The sequence below is a fragment of the Nitrospirillum iridis genome (assembly GCF_014205765.1).
Lineage (GTDB): Bacteria > Pseudomonadota > Alphaproteobacteria > Azospirillales > Azospirillaceae > Nitrospirillum > Nitrospirillum iridis.
Genome location: NZ_JACIIZ010000014.1, coordinates 54,795 through 74,257, shown reverse-complemented (window position 1 = coordinate 74,257; position 19,463 = coordinate 54,795). Strand labels below are relative to the sequence as shown.

Below are 19,463 nucleotides of genomic sequence, written 5' to 3'. Positions count from 1 at the left end.
CGCTGAATATCGCGTACGGACGGCCTCGCGGGCCGGGTGACGGCAGGAATGCCGAAGCAGTGTGACGAGTAGCTCTGAACGTGGTGGCGTAGCCCTTATGGCGAAGACCAGTCCTGCCCAGTTTGTGCGCGAAGTAAGGCGTGAGATCACCAAGGTGACATGGCCGTCCCGCAAGGAGACGGTTATTTCCACCTGGATGGTGTTCCTCATGGTCATCGTCGCGTCCCTGTTCTTCCTGGCGGTCGATCAGATCATCGCGTTCGCTGTCCGCCTCGTTTTCGGTATCGGAGGCTAAAAGTCATGGCCGCGCGTTGGTACGTCGTCCACGTTTATTCCGGCTTCGAAAAGAAGGTCTCTCAGTCTATCCGTGAGAAGGCCGCTCAGAAGGGCTTGGAAGATCAGTTCGAGGAAATCCTCGTCCCGACCGAAGAGGTCGTCGAGGTGCGCCGCGGCGCCAAGATCAACTCCGAACGCAAGTTCTTCCCGGGCTACGTGCTGGTGAAGATGGAGCTGACGGACGAGAGCTGGCACCTGGTGAAGAACGCGCCGAAGGTGACGGGTTTCCTGGGCGGTGGCGGCAAGCCGCAGCCCATCAGCGAGGCGGAAGCCTTGCGTATCATGAGCCAGGTCCAGGAGGGGATTGAGCGGCCGAAGCCCTCCATCCACTTCGAGGTGGGCGAGCAGGTCCGGGTCACGGACGGCCCCTTCACCTCGTTCACCGGCCTTATCGAAGAGGTCGACGAGGACAAGGCGCGGGTCAAGGTGGCGGTGTCCATCTTCGGCCGGGCGACCCCCGTCGAACTCGAGTATGCGCAGGTCGAAAAGATTTAAGCGGGACGGCGCCTTCCTCTCCTTATTGAGGGGGGCGCCATCCCATTCCCCGCGCGGGAGGCAAGCCCGGCCCAAAGTCCATGGGGCAAGCCGTACCGCGCATCCCGCAGATCCGGGTGGCGCCCTCTGAAAAAGGGTTCCGTCCGGATTGTTGTTGAGGACGTATCATGGCGAAGAAGATCGTCGGTTATATCAAGTTGCAGGTGCCGGCCGGCAAGGCCAACCCGTCGCCGCCCATCGGGCCGGCGCTGGGTCAGCGCGGCCTGAACATCATGGAATTCGTGAAGGCCTTCAACGCGAAGACGGCCGACCTGGAGCAGGGCATGCCCATCCCGGTCGTGATCACCGCCTATGGTGACCGCACCTTCACGTTCGTCACCAAGACCCCGCCGAACACCTACTTCCTGAAGAAGGCCGCCGGCATCACCAAGGGCGCCGTCCAGGTGGGCAAGGGCGCTGCGGTGGGCAAGGTGAAGATGTCGCAGATCCGCGAAATCGCCAAGACAAAGATGCCGGACCTGAATGCGAACGACATCGAGGCGGCTGCCAGCATGCTGGTCGGCTCGGCCCGTTCCATGGGCCTGGAAGTGGTGGAGGATTGATCATGGCCGGCAAGCGTCTCAAGAAGGCTAACGCCACCGTCGACCGGAACAAGTTCTACGCCCTGGACGAGGCTGTCCAGACGGTGAAGGGCAACGCCACCGCCAAGTTCGACGAGACCGTCGAAATCGCCATGAACCTGGGCATCGACCCGCGTCATGCCGACCAGATGGTCCGCGGCATGGTCCAGCTGCCCAACGGCACCGGCAAGACCGTGCGCGTCGCCGTGTTCGCCCGTGGCCCCAAGGCCGCCGAGGCCGAGGCCGCCGGTGCCGAGCTGGTGGGTGCGGAAGACCTGGCCGAGAAGATCCAGGCGGGCGAGATGAACTTCGACCGCTGCATCGCCACCCCGGACATGATGGCCCTGGTCGGCCGTCTGGGTAAGGTGCTGGGCCCGCGCGGCCTGATGCCGAACCCGAAGCTGGGCACCGTGACGATGAACGTGGGCGAGGCCGTGAAGGCCGCCAAGGGCGGCTCGGTCGAGTTCCGCGCCGAGAAGACCGGCATCGTGCACGCCGGCGTGGGCAAGGCCAGCTTCAGCCAGGAAGCCCTGGCCGAGAACGTCCGCGCCTTCGTCTCCGCGATCAACCGCGCCAAGCCGACGGGTGCCAAGGGCACCTACATCGAGAAGGTCAGCCTGAGCTCCTCCATGGGCCCGGGCCTGAAGCTCGACGTTTCGGCGCTGGTCGCGACGCTGGCCGGCTGAGGCTTTTGAGTTTCCGTCCGATCCGCCCGGTCCTTGTGGCCGGGCGGTGACGGCGGCGGAGAGGCGGAGCGATCCGACTTTCCAACCCTGTCCGAGACTGCGGGCGCCAAGCCGGGACCGATCCCAGGAATGGGTGACGACCGGGGAGGCTTAATGCAACGCCGGCATAGACGGGAGTAGCAAGCATAACATCCAGGCTGGACGGTTTCCGCCCGCGCTTGGTCAGGCTTGTCGCTTCTGGGGCAGGTTCACCGGTCTCGATCAATGCCCGTTCGCGGGCGGCGGCGAGGCCACTTTTGGACCGGGAGGGTGGGCGCTCGCGCCGATCCGTCCCAGTTGTGTAGGAGGCGAACCGTGGATCGCACAGAAAAGCAAGCGACGATCGCGGCCCTGCATCAGGCGCTCTCCGCCACTTCCCTCGTCGTTGTGACCCGCCAGTCGGGCATGACGGTCGCGGAAGTGACGGACCTGCGCCGCAAGATGCGGGCCGCTGGCGCAAGCTTCAAAGTGACCAAGAACCGGCTCGCCCGCATCGCCCTGAAGGGCACCCAGTTCGAAAAGCTGGACGACCTCTTCGTCGGCGTCACCGCCATCGCTTACTCAAGCGATCCGGTGGCGGCTGCGAAGGTGGCCATTGCGTATGCCAAGACCAATGACAAGTTCAAGATCATTGGTGGCGGTATGGGCAGTGTCGTCCTGGACGACAAGGGCATCGAGGCTCTCTCGAAGCTCCCGTCGATCGACGAACTGCGTGGTCGCCTGCTTGGCATGATCCAGACGCCCGCCACCCGCATCGCCGGTGTGCTGCAGGCGCCCGGTGGCCAGGTTGCGCGCGTGCTGTCGGCTTACGCCAAGAAGGGCGAGGCGGCCTGAGCCTCGCGTACTTTCGTTTTATCAAGACAAGACCTGATTTAGGAGACCATCCATGTCCAAGCTGGAAAAGCTGGTTGAAGAGCTGTCCGCTCTGACCGTCATCGAAGCCGCCGAACTGTCGAAGCTGCTGGAAGAGAAGTGGGGCGTTTCCGCCGCTGCTCCGGTCGCCGTTGCCGCCGTTGCCGGCCCGGCCGCCGAAGCCGCCGCCCCCGCTGAAGAGCAGACCGAATTCACCGTGATCCTCGTCGACGCCGGCGACAAGAAGATCAACGTGATTAAGGAAATCCGCGCCATCACCAGCCTGGGCCTGAAGGAAGCCAAGGACCTGGTCGAGGGTGCGCCGAAGACCGTCAAGGAAGCCGCCACGAAGGACGAAGCTGCTAAGATTAAGAAGCAGCTTGAAGACGCCGGCGCGAAGGTTGAGGTGAAGTAAGAAACGATCCCCTGTGGGCGTTTCTGAAAAAAGATGGCGCTGGACGGTGGCATTCCCCATATGGGGGACCGCCGCCCGGCGCTGTCGCCTTTTTTTGGAGGATGGCGTATGGTGATCCTCCAGTTTCTTCCCGAAGAAGGTTCCATGCAGGGGATTGGTGTCGGGAAGGGCAGATTGAGTAGTGTGGCGCCGGACGGCCGCCGCCCGTGAGGGGTGGTGCCGGACGCGCCTATTTGTGTTTGTGTCGCTTGCCGTCGCATCCTACATCGGCCGGCGCAGTTGACCCGGGCCTAGTTCACGAGAGGCGCATTTCATGGCCAAGTCGTTCACGGGACGTAAGCGTATTCGTAAGAGCTTCGGACGCATCCCCGAAGTGACCCGCATGCCGAACCTCATCGAGGTTCAACGGAGTTCCTACGACCACTTCCTTCAGATGGACACGGCGCCCGAGAAGCGCGCCAATCTGGGCCTTCAGGAAGTGTTCAAGTCGGTCTTCCCGATCAAGGACTTTTCCGACCGTGCCGTGCTCGACTTCGTTAAGTACGAGCTTGAACAACCCAAGTACGACGTCGAGGAATGCCAGCAGCGCGGCATGACCTTCGCGGCGCCCTTGAAGGTGACCCTGCGCCTGACGGTCTTCGACATGGACGAAGACACGGGCCTGAAGTCCATCCGCGACATCAAGGAGCAGGACGTCTACATGGGCGACATGCCCCTGATGACGGCCAACGGCACCTTCGTCATCAACGGCACCGAGCGCGTCATCGTCAGCCAGATGCACCGGTCGCCGGGCGTGTTCTTCGACCACGACAAGGGCAAGACCCATTCGTCGGGCAAGTACCTGTTCGCCGCCCGCGTCATCCCCTATCGCGGCTCCTGGCTGGACTTCGAGTTCGACGCCAAGGATCTCGTCTACGTCCGCATCGACCGCCGCCGCAAGCTGCCCGCCACCACCCTGCTGTTCGCGCTGGACGGCGCTGAGACGCAGAAGCTGCGAGCGGAGCGCGCCAAGGAAGGTCGCGGCCTGGCCCCGTACGAGGCCCAGGGCATGTCCAAGGAGGAGATGCTCGCCGCCTTCTACGACACCATCACCTATTCCCGCGCCGGCGAGGGCTGGAAGACCCCCTTCGTCGCCGAGCGCATGAAGGGTGTGAAGCTCGTCTCCGACCTCATCGACGCCCGTACGGGCGAGGTGCTGTTGCAGCGCGAGACCAAGATGACCCCCCGCGTGCTGAAGAAGCTGCAGGAACAGGGTCTGGAAGAGGTCAAGGTGCCGACGGAGGAGTTGGCCGGCCGCTACCTCGCCATCGACATCATCAACGAGCTGACCGGCGAAGTGATCTTCGAGGCGGGTGACGAGATCACCACCGCCGCCCTGGAGAAGCTGGAGAAGTTCGGCGTGGACGAGGTGCCGGTCCTGGCCATCGACCATCTGAACGTCGGCGCCTACATCCGCAACACCATGTCGGCGGACCGTAACGCCAGCCGTGAAGACGCGCTGATCGACATCTACCGCGTCATGCGCCCCGGCGAGCCGCCGACGCTGGAAAGCGCCGAGGCCCTGTTCAGCGGCCTGTTCTTCGACAGCGAGCGCTACGACCTGTCGGCCGTCGGTCGCGTGAAGATGAACGCCCGCCTGGGCTTCCAGACCGACGACCAGATGCGCGTCCTGCGCAAGGATGACATCCTCGCCATCCTGAAGCTCCTGGTCGAGCTGAAGGACGGTCGCGGCGAAATCGACGACATCGATCACCTGGGCAACCGTCGCGTCCGCTCCGTGGGCGAGTTGATGGAGAACCAGTACCGCGTCGGCCTGCTGCGCATGGAGCGCGCGATCCGCGAGCGCATGAGCTCGGTCGAGATCGACACGGTCATGCCGCATGACCTGATCAACGCCAAGCCGGCGGCGGCCGCGGTGCGTGAATTCTTCGGCTCCTCGCAGCTGTCGCAGTTCATGGACCAGACCAACCCGCTGTCGGAAATCACCCACAAGCGGCGTCTCTCGGCCCTCGGGCCGGGCGGTCTGACCCGTGAGCGCGCGGGCTTCGAAGTCCGCGACGTGCATCCCACCCACTACGGCCGCATCTGCCCGATTGAGACCCCCGAAGGTCCGAATATCGGTCTGATCAACTCGCTGGCGACCTACGCCCGCGTGAACCAGTACGGCTTCATCGAGAGCCCCTACCGCAAGGTGGTGGACAAGCGCGTCACCAACGAGGTGGTCTATCTCTCCGCCATGGAGGAAGGCCGCTACATGGTGGCGCAGGCCAACGCCACGCTGGACGCCGACAACCGCTTCATGGACGAGCTCATCAGCTGCCGTAAGGGTGGCGAGTACATGATGACGCGCTCGGACATGATCGACCTGATCGACGTGTCGCCGAAGCAGCTGGTGTCCGTCGCCGCGGCGCTGATCCCGTTCCTGGAGAACGACGACGCCAACCGCGCGTTGATGGGCTCCAACATGCAGCGTCAGGCCGTGCCGCTGATCAAGGCGGACTCGCCCCTGGTCGGCACCGGCATGGAAGCGACGGTCGCCCGTGACTCGGGCGTGGCCATCGCCGCCCGCCGCGCCGGCGTGATCGACCAGATCGACGCCACCCGCATCGTCGTGCGCGCCACCGGCGACACCGACGCGGCGGCCCCCGGCGTCGACATCTACAACCTGCTGAAGTTCCAGCGCTCCAACCAGAACACCTGCATCAACCAGCGTCCGCTGGTGAAGGTGGGCGACCGGGTGGAGAAGGGCGACATCATCGCCGACGGTCCCTCCACGGACCTGGGTGAGTTGGCCCTGGGCCGGAACGTGCTGGTCGCGTTCATGCCCTGGAACGGCTACAACTTCGAAGACTCGATCCTGATCTCCGAGCGCATCGTGCGCGATGACGTCTTCACCTCGATCCACATCGAGGAGTTCGAGGTCATGGCCCGCGATACCAAGCTGGGCCAGGAAGAAATCACCCGCGACATCCCCAACGTCGGCGAAGAGGCTCTGAAGAACCTCGACGAGGCGGGCATCGTCTACATCGGTGCCGAGGTGAAGCCGGGCGACATCCTGGTCGGCAAGGTGACGCCGAAGGGCGAAAGCCCGATGACGCCGGAAGAAAAGCTGCTGCGCGCCATCTTCGGTGAAAAGGCCTCCGACGTGCGCGACACGTCCATGCGCCTGCCGCCGGGCGTCACCGGCACGGTGGTCGAGGTCCGCGTCTTCTCCCGCCGCGGCGTCGACAAGGACGAGCGCGCGCTGGCGATCGAGCGGGCCGAGATCGAAAAGTTGGCCAAGGACCGCGACGACGAGAAGGGGATCCTGGAGCGCAGCTTCTACACCCGCCTGCGGGAAACCCTGGTCGGCCAGACCGTCCTGTCCGCCCCGCGCGGCATCAAGTCGGGCGAGCTGATCACCGAGGAGCTGCTGTCCGGCCTGTCGCGCGGCCAGTGGCGCCAGATCGCGGTCGGCAACGACCAGATCATGGAGAACGTGGAGGCCTACGGCCGGGTGTTCGACGAGAGCATCCAGAAGCTGCAGGAGCGGTTCGAGAACAAGGTCGAGAAGCTGCAGCGCGGCGACGAGCTGCCGCCCGGCGTCATGAAGATGGTCAAGGTCTTCGTGGCGGTGAAGCGCAAGCTGCAGCCCGGCGACAAGATGGCCGGCCGTCACGGCAACAAGGGTGTGATCAGCCGCATCCTGCCCATCGAGGACATGCCCTACCTGGCCGACGGCCAGGCCGTGGACATCGTTCTGAACCCGCTGGGCGTGCCCTCGCGCATGAACGTCGGTCAGATCCTTGAGACCCACCTGGGCTGGGCGTCCGCCGGCCTCGGCAAGCAGATCGGCGCCATGCTGGACCGCATGCGCCATGCCGAGCCGGAGGCCAAGGCCCCCGTCCTTGACGAGATCAAGGATCGCATGAAGCACATCTACGGCGAGGCCGCCTACACCGAGGAGGTGAGCGACCTGACCGATGGTGAGGTGCTGGAACTGGCGGGCAACCTGCGCCGCGGCATCCCGTTCGCGACCCCCGTCTTCGACGGCGCGCGGGAGGACGACATCGTCCACATGCTGACGGAAGCCGGCATCGACAGCTCCGGCCAGATGGTCCTGACCGATGGCCGCACGGGTGAGGCGTTCGACCGCAAGGTCACCGTCGGCTACATCTACATGCTGAAGCTGCACCACCTGGTGGACGACAAGATCCACGCGCGCTCCATCGGCCCGTACAGCCTGGTCACCCAGCAGCCGCTGGGCGGCAAGGCCCAGTTCGGTGGCCAGCGCTTCGGTGAAATGGAGGTCTGGGCGCTGGAAGCTTACGGCGCCGCCTACACGCTGCAGGAAATGCTGACGGTGAAGTCGGACGACGTGTCCGGCCGTACCAAGGTCTACGAAGCCATCGTCCGCGGCGACGACAACTTCGAGGCCGGCATTCCCGAAAGCTTCAACGTGCTGGTCAAGGAACTGCGGTCCCTGGGCCTGAACGTCGAGCTGAACGAGCGGACCTACTGATCGCCGGTTGATCGTCGGTGGCGCCCCTGGGGGATATCCCTGGGGGCGCCTGCCCATTCCGGTTTGCAGCCCACAGAATTCCCAGCCCTTCCCAGGGGAGACGGCTTATGAATGAGTTGATGAACATTATCGGCCAGGTGCAAGGGCCGCAGAGCTTCGATCAGATCCGCATCTCGATCGCGAGCCCGGAACGCATCCGTTCCTGGTCGTTCGGTGAGATCAAGAAGCCCGAGACCATCAACTATCGTACCTTCAAGCCGGAGCGCGACGGCCTGTTCTGCGCCCGCATCTTCGGCCCGATCAAGGACTACGAGTGCTTGTGCGGCAAGTACAAGCGCATGAAGTACCGCGGCATCATCTGCGAGAAGTGCGGCGTCGAAGTGACGCTGGCCAAGGTCCGGCGTGAGCGCATGGGCCATATCGAGCTGGCCTCCCCCGTCGCGCACATCTGGTTCCTGAAGAGCCTGCCGAGCCGTATCGGCCTGCTCATGGACATGACGCTGAAGGATCTGGAACGGGTCCTGTACTTCGAAAACTACGTCGTCACCGAGCCTGGCCTGACCCCGCTGAAGCTGCACCAGCTGCTGTCGGAGGAAGAGTACATCCAGGCCCAGGACGAATACGGCGAGGACGCCTTCACCGCGTCCATCGGCGCCGAGGCCATCAAGGTCCTTCTCTCCGCCATCGACATGGAAGAGGAGATGAAGACCGTCCGCGAGGAGCTGAAGGAAACCGCCAGCGAGGCCAAGCGCAAGAAGCTGGTCAAGCGCCTGAAGCTGATCGAGGCCTTCCTTGAGTCCGGCTCCCGCCCGGAGTGGATGATCCTGGACGTCGTCCCGGTCATTCCGCCGGAACTGCGCCCGCTGGTCCCGCTGGACGGCGGCCGTTTCGCCACGTCGGACCTGAACGACCTGTACCGCCGCGTCATCAACCGCAACAACCGCCTGAAGCGGCTGATCGAGCTGCGCGCGCCCGACATCATCGTGCGCAACGAAAAGCGCATGCTGCAGGAGGCGGTTGACGCCCTGTTCGACAACGGCCGCCGTGGCCGAGTCATCACCGGCGCCAACAAGCGTCCGCTGAAGTCCATCAGCGACATGCTGAAGGGCAAGCAGGGCCGCTTCCGTCAGAACCTGCTGGGCAAGCGCGTCGACTACTCCGGCCGTTCGGTCATCGTGGTGGGCCCTGAGCTGAAGCTGCACCAGTGCGGCCTGCCGAAGAAGATGGCGCTTGAGCTGTTCAAGCCCTTCATCTACGCCAAGCTGGAACTGTACGGCATGGCCTCCACCATCAAGGCGGCCAAGCGCATGGTGGAGAAGGAGCGTCCCGAGGTCTGGGACATCCTGGAAGAGGTCATCCGCGAGCATCCGGTGATGCTGAACCGCGCGCCGACGCTGCACCGTCTGGGCATCCAGGCCTTCGAGCCGACCCTGATCGAAGGCAAGGCCATCCAGCTGCACCCGCTGGTCTGCACCGCCTTCAACGCCGACTTCGACGGCGACCAGATGGCCGTGCACGTCCCGCTGAGCCTTGAGGCCCAGCTGGAAGCGCGCGTGCTGATGATGTCGACCAACAACATCCTGTCGCCCGCCAACGGCAAGCCCATCATCGTTCCCAGCCAGGACATCGTCCTGGGCCTGTACTACATCACGATGGAACTGCCGGGCTCGGTGGGCGAGGGCATGGCCTTCACCGACATCGGCGAGATCGAGCAGGCCCTGGCCGCCAAGGTCGTCACCCTGCACTCCAAGGTGAAGGCCCGCTACCACACGGTCGACCAGGATGGTAACCCCATCATCACCCGTGTGGAGAGTACGCCCGGCCGCATGCTGCTGTCCGAGATCCTGCCGCGCCATCCGGCGATCGGTTTCTCGATGATCAACCGGCTGCTGACCAAGAAGGACGTGGGCAACATCATCGACGCCGTCTACCGCCATTGCGGTCAGAAGGAGACGGTGATTTTCGCCGACCGCCTGATGAAGCTGGGCTTCAGCCACGCCTGCCGCGCCGGCATCTCCTTCGGCAAGGACGACATGGTCATCCCGGCCGAGAAGGAAGTGCTGATCCGCGAGGCGCAGGAGCGCGTCAAGGAATACGAGCAGCAGTACCTGGACGGCCTGATCACCCAGGGCGAAAAGTACAACAAGGTGGTCGACGTCTGGTCGGAAACGACCGAAAAGGTCGCGACCGCGATGATGAAGGTCATCGAGCAGCCGAAGCCCGGCTTCGGCGTCAACTCGGTGTACATGATGGCGCACTCCGGTGCCCGTGGCTCCGCCGCCCAGATCAAGCAGCTGGCCGGCATGCGCGGCCTGATGGCCAAGCCCTCGGGCGAGATCATCGAGACGCCCATCATCTCGAACTTCAAGGAAGGCCTGACCGTGTTGGAGTACTTCAACTCCACCCACGGTGCCCGTAAGGGTCTGGCCGACACCGCCTTGAAGACGGCGAACTCCGGTTACCTGACGCGCCGTCTGGTCGACGTCGCCCAGGACGCCATCGTCGTCGAGAACGATTGCGGCACCACCAAGGGCCTGACCATGCGCGCCGTCATCGACGGCGGCGAGGTGATCTCGCCCCTGTCCGAGCGCATCCTGGGCCGTTGCGCCGCCGTTGACGTGGTCGACCCGCTGAGCGGCAAGGTCCTCGTCCCGGCCGCTGGCCTGATTGACGAGCAGGCGGTCGAGGTGATCGAGCGCGCCGGCATCGACACGGTCTCCATCCGTTCGGTGCTGACCTGCGAGACCCGCGAGGGTGTGTGCGGTTGCTGCTACGGCCGCGACCTGGCCCGTGGCACCACCGTGAATATCGGTGAGGCCGTCGGCGTCATCGCCGCCCAGTCGATCGGTGAGCCCGGCACGCAGCTGACGATGCGTACCTTCCACATCGGCGGTGCCGCCCAGCGCGGTGCCGAGCAGTCGTCCGTGGACAGCAGCATCGACGCCAAGGTCGTGGTGAAGAACCGCAACATGGTGCTGAACGGCGAGGGCGTGCCCGTCATCATGGGCCGCAACTGCGAACTGGCGCTGTTCGACCCGCAGGGCCGTGAGCGCGCCCGCCACCGCATCCCCTACGGCGCCAAGCTGAACAAGGCGCTGGTCGAGGATGGCGTGCTGGTGAAGAAGGGCGATCGTCTGGCGGATTGGGACCCCTACACCCTGCCGATCATCACCGAGCGCGAGGGTATCGCCAACTACGTCGACCTGGTCGAGGGCGTGTCCATTCGTGAGGTGGTCGACGAGGCCACCGGCATCTCTTCCAAGGTGGTGGTGGACTGGCGTCAGCAGCCGCGCGGCGCGGATCTCCGTCCGCGCATCACGCTGCGCGACGCCAACGGCGACATCATCAAGCTGCCGAACGGCGTGGAGGCCCGCTACTACCTCAGCGTGGACGCCATCCTGTCGGTGGAAAATGGTGGGCGGGTCAAGGCCGGCGACGTGCTGGCCCGTATCCCGCGCGAAAGCTCCAAGACGCGCGACATCACCGGCGGTCTGCCGCGCGTGGCCGAGTTGTTCGAAGCCCGTCGTCCCAAGGACTTCGCCATCATCTCGGACATCGATGGCCGGGTCGAGTTCGGCAAGGACTACAAGACGAAGCGTCGTATCGTCGTCGTCCCCAACGACGAGGCCGAGAATCAGCGCGAGTACCTGATCCCGAAGGGCAAGCACATCTCCGTGCAGGAGGGTGACTATGTCCAGAAGGGCGACCTGCTGATGGACGGCAACCCCGTCCCGCACGACATCCTGGCCGTCATGGGCGTGGAGGCTCTGGCCTCCTACCTCACCAACGAGATCCAGGACGTCTATCGTCTGCAGGGCGTGAAGATCAACGACAAGCACATCGAGGTGATCGTTCGCCAGATGCTGCAGAAGGTCGAGATCGACGATCCGGGCGACACCACTCTGCTGATCGCCGAGCAGGTCGACCGAGAGGAGTTCGAGGCCGAAAACCGCAAGGTTCAGGCCCGGATGGACGAAGGCGAAGGTGGTCTGCGGTTCGCCCGTGGCCGTCCGGTGCTGCAGGGCATCACCAAGGCCAGCCTGCAGACGCGGTCCTTCATCTCGGCCGCCTCGTTCCAGGAAACGACCCGCGTCCTGACGGAAGCAGCCGTCCAGGGCAAGTCGGACAACCTGGAAGGCCTGAAGGAAAACGTCATCGTCGGCCGCCTGATCCCGGCGGGTACCGGCAGTGTCGTGAACCGCCTGAAGCTGATCGCCGCCGAGCGTGACAAGGTCATGGCCGCGCTGCAGGCCGGCGAAGCCCCGGCCCTGCCGGCGGACGCCTCGACGGAGCAGCCGGCCGCCTGAGGCGACCGAGTGCTTGAGTAAAGCGAAGGGCCGCATCCCTGCCGGGGTGCGGCCCTTTTCCTATGATGCGCATCGGGGCGTTCGCCGCCGATCGGCGGAAGCGCAATGCGCGATCTCAATCCCCTGCCGGGTGCAACAATCCTTGGGCGTGAAGGGGGAGGGGCAGGGGCGTGCCAGCATGCCAGTCAGCCACCTTGGCCCAGGCCGAGTCACGCTGTTCCGCTGACAGTTGCCGCTCCAGTCGGGCCTTCAAAATGGCGGCGTCCGATGTCTTCACATGGCTCAGCCCCAATAGGATGTAGGCGGCCAGAGGATCATGGGGCGCCCCCTCGCCCGCGTCATAGAGCACGCTCAGATTGTACATGGCGTCTTCATCCCCCTGTTCGGCGGCCCTGACGGCCCACTTGAATCCCTCTTGAGGCTCCTTCAATACGCCGAAGCCGTAAGAATAGATGGCGGCCAGGTTCTTTTGCGCCTGAAGGTCGCCCTTGGCGGCGGCCCGCTTGAACAGGGCGAGGCCCTTGGCTGGGTCCTGGGGGACGCCCCGTCCCAGGAAATAAAGTGATCCCAAATTGTTCAGGGCATGCGCTTGGCCCTGGGCGGCCGCCTTCTCGTACCACGCACGGGCCTTGGTGTTGTCGTGGATGAACCTGGGCCGAGAGCCCTGTCCCGCGATGGTCACCGACGGCTCTTCGTAGATCCAGCCCAGATAGGTCTGCGCCTCGGCGTCACCCCGCTCCGCCAGCGGCGTCAACAGCGCCACGGCATCGGCTTCACGTCCCGCCTCAAAGGCCGCGATGCCCTGGTCCAAGGGGGATTGGGCGGTGGACTGGGCGACGAGTGTGCTGGAGGAGGGCGGTGTGCCCGTCCCGGTCGTCGTGGCGCCGGCTGTTCCCGCCGACGCGGTCAGCCCGGCGGCGGCCCACACCGCCATGATCAAAGCGCGCGACGTGCGAGACCATCCCGCCAAGCCGTTTCCCATCTTATGTCCCTATCCTTTGGTCTGTTGCCAGGCGTGTCAGGGGACGATGTTAAACAACTAAGGCGGGATAATGGCGGCCCGTCACGTCCGCGTCGCCGTCGGCAGGGGCTGGCCCGGTCTCCAAGTCTGGGCCAGGGTTCGCGCCTCCGTCTTCTGGGCGCTGGTCAACTCACCGTCGAGGCGGACGCGCAGGGCCTGGGCGTCGGGGTTGTCGCCGGACAGCACGGCCAGGGTGTAGGCCAGCACGGGGTTGCGCGGCACGCCGGCGCCGGTGTCGTACAGGCGGGCCAGCAGATTCTGGGCGTGGGGGTCGCCGTGGCGTCCGGCTTGGCGGGCCCAGTGCGCGGCTTCGGCGTCATCCTTGGGGGCGTCCTGGCCGATGTAGTAGATCATGGCCAAATTCATCTGAGCCTGCGCGTCGCCCCTCTTGGCTGCCTTGCGGAACAGGCCGATGCCCTTGGGCGCATCCTTGGGCACGCCGTTGCCCAGGTAGTAGAGGGAGCCCAAATTGTTCAGGGCGTGGGCATGGCCCTTGCCGGCCGCCTGGGCGTACCAGGTTCGGGCGCGGGCGTAGTCGAGGGGCACACCCAGGCCCTTCTCATACATCCAGCCCAGATAGGTCTGCGCCTCCGCGTCGCCTTTGTCCGCCGCTGGCGCCAGTTCGGCCAGGGCGGCGGCATAGTCCTTGCGCTCGAACGCGCTGATGCCGGTCTGCGTGTTGGCGCGGGCGGTAGCCCACAGGGCGGGATGGAGCAGGGAACCCAACACCATCGCCAGCACGGCGGCTCTGCGCCAGGAACCAGAGTGCATGCCTTACCCCTTCCCGCTGTGGCCGGCAGGCCCGGCCATGGGCTGGACCGTCCCCCTTTTATCCACCCGCAGCGTGCGGTCCCATTGGGGCGGGAAAGGGGCGGGGGCGCGGGCGGCCTGTGATCAGCCTGTGACCATATCGCCCGGCATCGCGGGACGGTGACGGCCGAACTGGGGATTGTCTTGGCAAAAATGCACCCACAAACGTTATGCTGTTTGCAAAGAGCGCCTGGCCTGGGGGAATTCCAATGTCGATCGCGTCGAAGTGCGGAGGGCTGACCCCTTCCTCGTCAAAGGGGGGGCTGTGATGAGCGAGGAGCTGTCCAATCGGTATTCCGAAGCCTTTGAGGACGACGACACGGTGATCCCGCAGGCGGCGACGAGCGGCGGCACCAGCGGGACCGAGGCTGCCGCCTCGCTCTATGCTGACGACGATCCCAAGCTGGCGCTCATCGGCTATGGCGTGAACGGGGTCTACGGCAATCGCGCCAACGCCGTGGCCCCTTTGGGCCATCCCGCGTTCATCACCTACAGTTTCGCGGACACTCTGCCGGCCGGTGCCAGCACGTCGGATTATCCCGGTTTCCGGGCGCTGACCAGCGACGAAAAGGCGGCCATCCGGCAGGCCCTGGACACCTGGCAGAAGGTTTCCGGGGTGGTTTTCCTGGAAGCGCCCGACGGCCAGGGCGAAGTCCAGTTCGACACCTACAACTTCACCGGCACGTCCGAGAGCGCCGCCGCCGCCTATACCGCCAAGACCTTTTCATCCAGCGTGGCCCCGGTGGTCGCGGAAATCGCCTTCAACACCGGGGGCAAGGCCTCTCAAGACCTACGGCTTGGCGACGGCGTCCTGACCGCCGTGCATGAGATCGGCCACGCCCTGGGCTTCAAGCATTCGGGCAATTACAACGCGTCGGGCGGCGGGGCCAGCCCGCCTTACCTGTCGTCCAGCATGGACAACACCACCAACACGGTGATGTCCTACTACTTCTCTTCCGGGGTCACCGGCCTGGGGCCGGTGGATATCGCCGCCGTCCAGTACTTCTATGGCGATTCCCAATCCCTGGCGCAGTCCGGCATCACCTATAGCTGGGATTCCAGCAAGCTGGTCCTGACCCAGACCGGGACCAGCGGCGACGACGTGTTGATCGGGACCAATCTGCAGGACGTGTTCAAGCCCTTGGGGGGAAACGATTCCGTCTACGGATACGGGAGTATGGACACGGTGGTCTATGGGGTCGCCAGCAGTCAGGCGACCATCACAAGAAGCGGCACCACGGTGACCGTGACCGCCGCGCAAGGTGGCACCGACACGCTGCATTCCATCGAAAGCCTACAGTTCACCGACGGCACGGTGAGCCTGGTGGTGACGTCGACAGCCTTGGCTGGTGGCGGCAAGCAGATCACCGGAACGCTGTTCGACGATACAATCTATGGCAGCTCCTCCGCCGACAACATCAACGGGGGCGCGGGCAATGATTTCATCTATGGCAACGGTGGCGCCGACACCCTCACCGGTGGCGCCGGCAATGACACGATCAACGCGTTCGGCGGCGCTTATATCGATGGTGGCGATGGCAACGACAACATTGCCGAAATATCTTCCGGCGCTTTTGCGCCAGTGACCGTCTTTGGCGGTGCCGGTGACGATATCATCACTGCTCTGGCGGATGGCAGCCGCGCGGATGGTGGGGATGGCAACGACACTCTTCAGAGCAATGGCAACGCCTTGCTCATCGGTGGCGCTGGTAACGACACCATTCATGGCGTCTTGAATCACGTCACCACGGCCGTTTATGACACGAACAGTGATCAGGCGGTGTATGGCAAGGCCGGCAATGGCGCTATCACCATCACGACACCCAACGACGGCACGGATACCGTGGGCGATGTCCAGTATGCGGCGTTCAACGATCGTTTGGTGCAACTCGCGGACATCGCCACCGGCGGGGCCGTCTCACTGCCCGTTTCAGGGAGCGTTTCCGTCGCGTCGCTGTTTTCAATCAAGCTGCTTGGCGGCGGCACCCTTTCTTCGCTGAGGGTTTACGATATCGGCTCGGGCAGTTTGCGGTTGGATGGGGTGACCCAGACGTACGGCACCCTTTACACCTGGGATCAATTCCAACGCCTGCAATTCGTCGCGGGCGCGAGCCCTGCAAGCGACATCCTAAGCGTCAGCGCTTTCGACGGCACCACCAGCATCTCTCCCCAGGCCCAGGTCACCACCGTCGCCAACGGCCCCTATATCATGAGCGGGCGGGTCGACGGCGGCGTGGTGGATGGCAGCGCCGCCGCTGTCCGTTACACCGTCACGTTCAATGAGAACGTCACCGGCGTCAGCGCCGACGACTTTCACACCCTGACCACCGGTACCGCTGGCGGCGTCGTCACGGCCGTGCAGGGGCAGGGCGCCACCTACACGGTCACGGTCGGCGGTCTGACTGGCATGGGGACGTTGCGGTTGGGCCTCAACGATACCAGGACGGGGATCGTCGATGCCGCTGGCGCGGCGCTTTCCGCCAACGCGATGAATGCGGACAGCGTCACGGTGAACCGGCCCGCCTTTGTCTGGACCGATACCGTGACAGGCCAGGCCCAGGCGTCCAGCGGCCTCATGGCCTACACCGGGCCGGTGACCTATTTGAAGAGCCAGAAGATCTGGTCCGGCAGCGACGGTGTCGCGTTGGCCGCCAACGGTCCCAGCGCTTTCCTCAAGGGCGGCGACGGTGATGACGCGCTGGCCGTGTCAGCAGGCAGCAACGTGCTGGACGGCGGCCGGGGCTCCAATTTCCTGGTGGGCTCCACGGCGCAGGACGGCGGCGCTGACACCTTCTTCATTGACGGCCGGGGCGGGCAGACCACCTGGGGCACGGTGGTCAATTTCCGCGCCGGTGATGCCGTCACCATCTGGGGCTATACCGACGCTTCGGTGGCGAACTGGGCCGCCAGCGAAGGGGCCACCGGCTTCCAGGGGGCGACGCTGCACGCGGCCCTGGCCGGTGCCGGCACGGCCGTCAACGCGTCGGTCACCTTCTCCGGCCTCAGCCTGGACGACATCAAGAACCACGTGACCCAAAGCGTGGGGCAGGTAGGCGACGCCAGCTATCTCTATCTCAGCTATCACGGCTGAGCGGTTCGCTATTTCCCCGTCTTCTTGATGGCCTGGATGGCGGTGTCCAGGGCCTGCAGGAACTGCGACTTGTCGCGCTTGGCCATGGGGGCGTTGCCGCCCTGGACCACGCCCATGGCGCGCAGGTCGCTCATCAGGGCCCGCGTGGCGATGGCGGTGCCGATGGATTGCGGCGTGAAGGGGCGGCCCTGGTGGCCGATGACCCGGCTGCCGGCCTTCAGGCAGCGGTCGGCCAGGGGGATGTCGGCGGTGATGACGATGTCGCCCACCCCGGTATGGGTGGCGATCCAGTCATCGGCGGCGTCAAACCCGTCGCTGACCACCACCAGCTGGACCAGCCCGCCCGGCGGCACCCGCAAGGGCCCGTTGGCCACCAGATAGGTCTTCAGCTGATAGCGTTCCGCCACCTTGAACACTTCTTCCTTCACCGGGCAGGCGTCGGCGTCGATATAGAGATCGAGCATGGGACTTAAGGCTTTCGCGTGAGTGCCACCCGCGTTGCGCGGGGGTGGGATGGTGGGGTAAAAGGCGTCGCCGGCTGGGTGATGACCCTGCCTTTGTTGCCACCCTTTGTGAAGAGACAGCCCATGGCGTCGTACCAATACGTATACGTGATGAAGGGTGTGACCAAGGTCTACCCCGGCGGCCGTAAGGTGTTCGAGAATATTTGGCTGAGTTTCTACCCGGGCGCCAAGATCGGCGTGCTGGGCGTGAACGGCTCGGGTAAGTCCACCCTGCTGAAGATCATGGCCGGCATGGACAAGGATTACAGTGGCGAGGCGTGGGCCGCCGACGGCGTGTCCGTGGGCTACCTGCCCCAGGAGCCGCAGCTGGACCCGGCCAAGAACGTCCAGGAGAACGTCATGGACGCCCTGGCCTCCACCAAGGGCTTGCTGGACCGGTTCAACGAGGTCAGCAACGCCATGGCGGACCCGGACGCCGACTTCGACGCGCTGATCGCCGAGCAGGCAGAGCTGCAGGAGAAGATCGACGCCGCCGACGCCTGGGACATCGAGCGCACCGTGGACATCGCCATGGACGCCCTGCGCTGCCCCCCGGGCGACGCCGACGTGACCAAGCTGTCGGGTGGTGAGAAGCGCCGCGTGGCGCTGTGCAAGCTGCTGCTGGCCAAGCCCGACATGCTGCTGCTGGACGAACCGACCAACCATCTGGACGCCGAAAGCGTCGCCTGGCTGCAGCGCTTCCTGGCCGACTACAAGGGCACGGTGGTGATGGTCACCCATGACCGTTACTTCCTGGACAACGTCACCGGCTGGATCCTGGAACTGGACCGTGGCTCCGGCATCCCCTACGAGGGCAACTACTCCAGCTGGCTGGAGCAGAAGGAAAAGCGCCTGGCCCAGGAAGGCCGGACCGAGGACGCCCGCCAGAAGCAGCTGTCCCAGGAACTGGAATGGGTGCGGCAGAGCCCGCGCGCGCGCCAGGCCAAGTCCAAGGCCCGTATCCAGGCGTACGAGGAATTGCTGGCCCAGAGCACGAAGGAGGCGATCACCGACACGCAGATCGTCATCCCCGTGCCGCCGCGGCTGGGCAACGTGGTCATCGAGGCCGACCACGTGAAGAAGGCCTTTGGCGATCGCCTGCTGATCGACGATCTGTCCTTCCGCCTGCCGCCGGGCGGCATCGTCGGCATCATCGGCCCCAACGGCGCCGGCAAGACCACCCTGTTCCGCATGATCACCGAGCAGGAGACGCCGGACGCCGGCACTTTCAAGGTGGGCGAGACGGTGAAGCTGGGCTATGTCGACCAGAGCCGCGACGCGCTCAATCCCAACAAGACGGTGTGGGAGGAAATCTCCGGCGGCCTTGACATCATCGAGCTGGGCAAGAGGTCCATGCCCAGCCGCGCCTACGTTTCCGCCTTCAACTTCCGCGGCTCCGACCAGCAGAAGAAGGTGGGGCAGTTGTCGGGCGGTGAGCGCAACCGCGTGCACCTGGCCATGATGCTGAAGTCCGGCGCCAACGTCCTGCTGCTGGACGAACCGACCAACGATTTGGACGTGGAAACCCTGCGCGCCCTGGAAGAGGCGTTGACCGGCTTCGCCGGCTGCGCGGTCGTCATCAGCCATGATCGCTGGTTCCTGGACCGCATCGCCACCCATATCCTGGCCTTCGAAGGCGAAAGCCAGGTGGTCTGGTTCGAGGGCAACTACCAGGACTATGAAGCCGACCGCAAGCGCCGCCTGGGTGCTGCGGCCGACCAGCCGCACCGCATCAAGTACCGCCCGCTGGTGCGCAACTGAGCGGTTGGGGTCAGAGGAACGGGAAA

The 19,463-nt window shown here is 64.9% G+C and carries 13 protein-coding genes; 10 read left to right on the top strand and 3 right to left on the bottom strand.

Annotated features, from left to right (window positions below; genetic code table 11):
- The first annotated feature begins 97 nt into the window (after positions 1 to 97).
- From secE to rpoC, 8 genes are all read left to right on the top strand, one after another.
- Positions 98 to 295, top strand: a complete 198-nt coding sequence (gene secE / locus FHS74_RS22145; RefSeq protein ID WP_184805367.1) for a preprotein translocase subunit SecE — start codon at positions 98 to 100, stop codon at positions 293 to 295.
- Between the two features lie 5 nt (positions 296 to 300).
- Complete coding sequence (gene nusG, locus FHS74_RS22140) at positions 301 to 831, top strand: transcription termination/antitermination protein NusG (RefSeq protein WP_184805364.1); 531 nt, start codon at positions 301 to 303, stop codon at positions 829 to 831.
- Between the two features lie 167 nt (positions 832 to 998).
- The gene (gene rplK, locus FHS74_RS22135) at positions 999 to 1,433 is read left to right on the top strand and encodes a 50S ribosomal protein L11 (RefSeq protein ID WP_040842373.1); all 435 of its coding nucleotides are present in this window, start codon (positions 999 to 1,001) and stop codon (positions 1,431 to 1,433) included.
- Positions 1,434 to 1,435: 2 nt separating this feature from the next.
- Positions 1,436 to 2,137, top strand: coding sequence for a 50S ribosomal protein L1 (rplA, locus tag FHS74_RS22130; protein WP_211106484.1), 702 nt, complete (start codon positions 1,436 to 1,438; stop codon positions 2,135 to 2,137).
- Positions 2,138 to 2,491: 354 nt separating this feature from the next.
- On the top strand, positions 2,492 to 3,010 hold the full coding sequence (gene rplJ / locus FHS74_RS22125; RefSeq protein ID WP_343067000.1) for a 50S ribosomal protein L10: 519 nt from the start codon (positions 2,492 to 2,494) through the stop codon (positions 3,008 to 3,010).
- A 52-nt stretch (positions 3,011 to 3,062) separates the two neighbouring features.
- Positions 3,063 to 3,443: a 50S ribosomal protein L7/L12 gene (rplL, locus tag FHS74_RS22120; RefSeq protein WP_184805359.1), complete on the top strand. Its 381-nt coding sequence runs from the start codon at positions 3,063 to 3,065 to the stop codon at positions 3,441 to 3,443.
- Between the two features lie 313 nt (positions 3,444 to 3,756).
- Positions 3,757 to 7,944, top strand: a complete 4,188-nt coding sequence (rpoB, locus tag FHS74_RS22115; RefSeq protein ID WP_184805357.1) for a DNA-directed RNA polymerase subunit beta — start codon at positions 3,757 to 3,759, stop codon at positions 7,942 to 7,944.
- A 107-nt stretch (positions 7,945 to 8,051) separates the two neighbouring features.
- Entirely contained in the window at positions 8,052 to 12,251 is a 4,200-nt protein-coding gene (gene rpoC / locus FHS74_RS22110; RefSeq protein ID WP_184805354.1) for a DNA-directed RNA polymerase subunit beta', read from the top strand.
- Positions 12,252 to 12,366: 115 nt separating this feature from the next.
- Here rpoC and FHS74_RS22105 read toward each other — a convergent pair whose 3' ends face one another.
- Both FHS74_RS22105 and FHS74_RS22100 read right to left on the bottom strand, forming a co-directional pair.
- Positions 12,367 to 13,221, bottom strand: a complete 855-nt coding sequence (locus tag FHS74_RS22105; protein WP_211106483.1) for a tetratricopeptide repeat protein — start codon at positions 13,219 to 13,221, stop codon at positions 12,367 to 12,369.
- 93 nt (positions 13,222 to 13,314) lie between these two features.
- The gene (locus FHS74_RS22100) at positions 13,315 to 14,043 is read right to left on the bottom strand and encodes a tetratricopeptide repeat protein (protein WP_184805348.1); all 729 of its coding nucleotides are present in this window, start codon (positions 14,041 to 14,043) and stop codon (positions 13,315 to 13,317) included.
- 307 nt (positions 14,044 to 14,350) lie between these two features.
- On the opposite strand from FHS74_RS22100, the gene FHS74_RS22095 reads away from it, so the two are divergent.
- Positions 14,351 to 17,173, top strand: a complete 2,823-nt coding sequence (locus FHS74_RS22095; RefSeq protein ID WP_184805346.1) for a matrixin family metalloprotease — start codon at positions 14,351 to 14,353, stop codon at positions 17,171 to 17,173.
- 8 nt (positions 17,174 to 17,181) lie between these two features.
- Here FHS74_RS22095 and FHS74_RS22090 read toward each other — a convergent pair whose 3' ends face one another.
- On the bottom strand, positions 17,182 to 17,637 hold the full coding sequence (locus FHS74_RS22090; protein ID WP_184805343.1) for a YaiI/YqxD family protein: 456 nt from the start codon (positions 17,635 to 17,637) through the stop codon (positions 17,182 to 17,184).
- A 123-nt stretch (positions 17,638 to 17,760) separates the two neighbouring features.
- Here FHS74_RS22090 and ettA point away from each other — a divergent pair, with 123 nt between their 5' ends.
- Positions 17,761 to 19,437 (top strand): energy-dependent translational throttle protein EttA, encoded by a 1,677-nt coding sequence (ettA, locus tag FHS74_RS22085; protein WP_184805340.1) that lies wholly within the window; start codon positions 17,761 to 17,763, stop codon positions 19,435 to 19,437.
- The last annotated feature ends 26 nt before the right edge of the window (positions 19,438 to 19,463 follow it).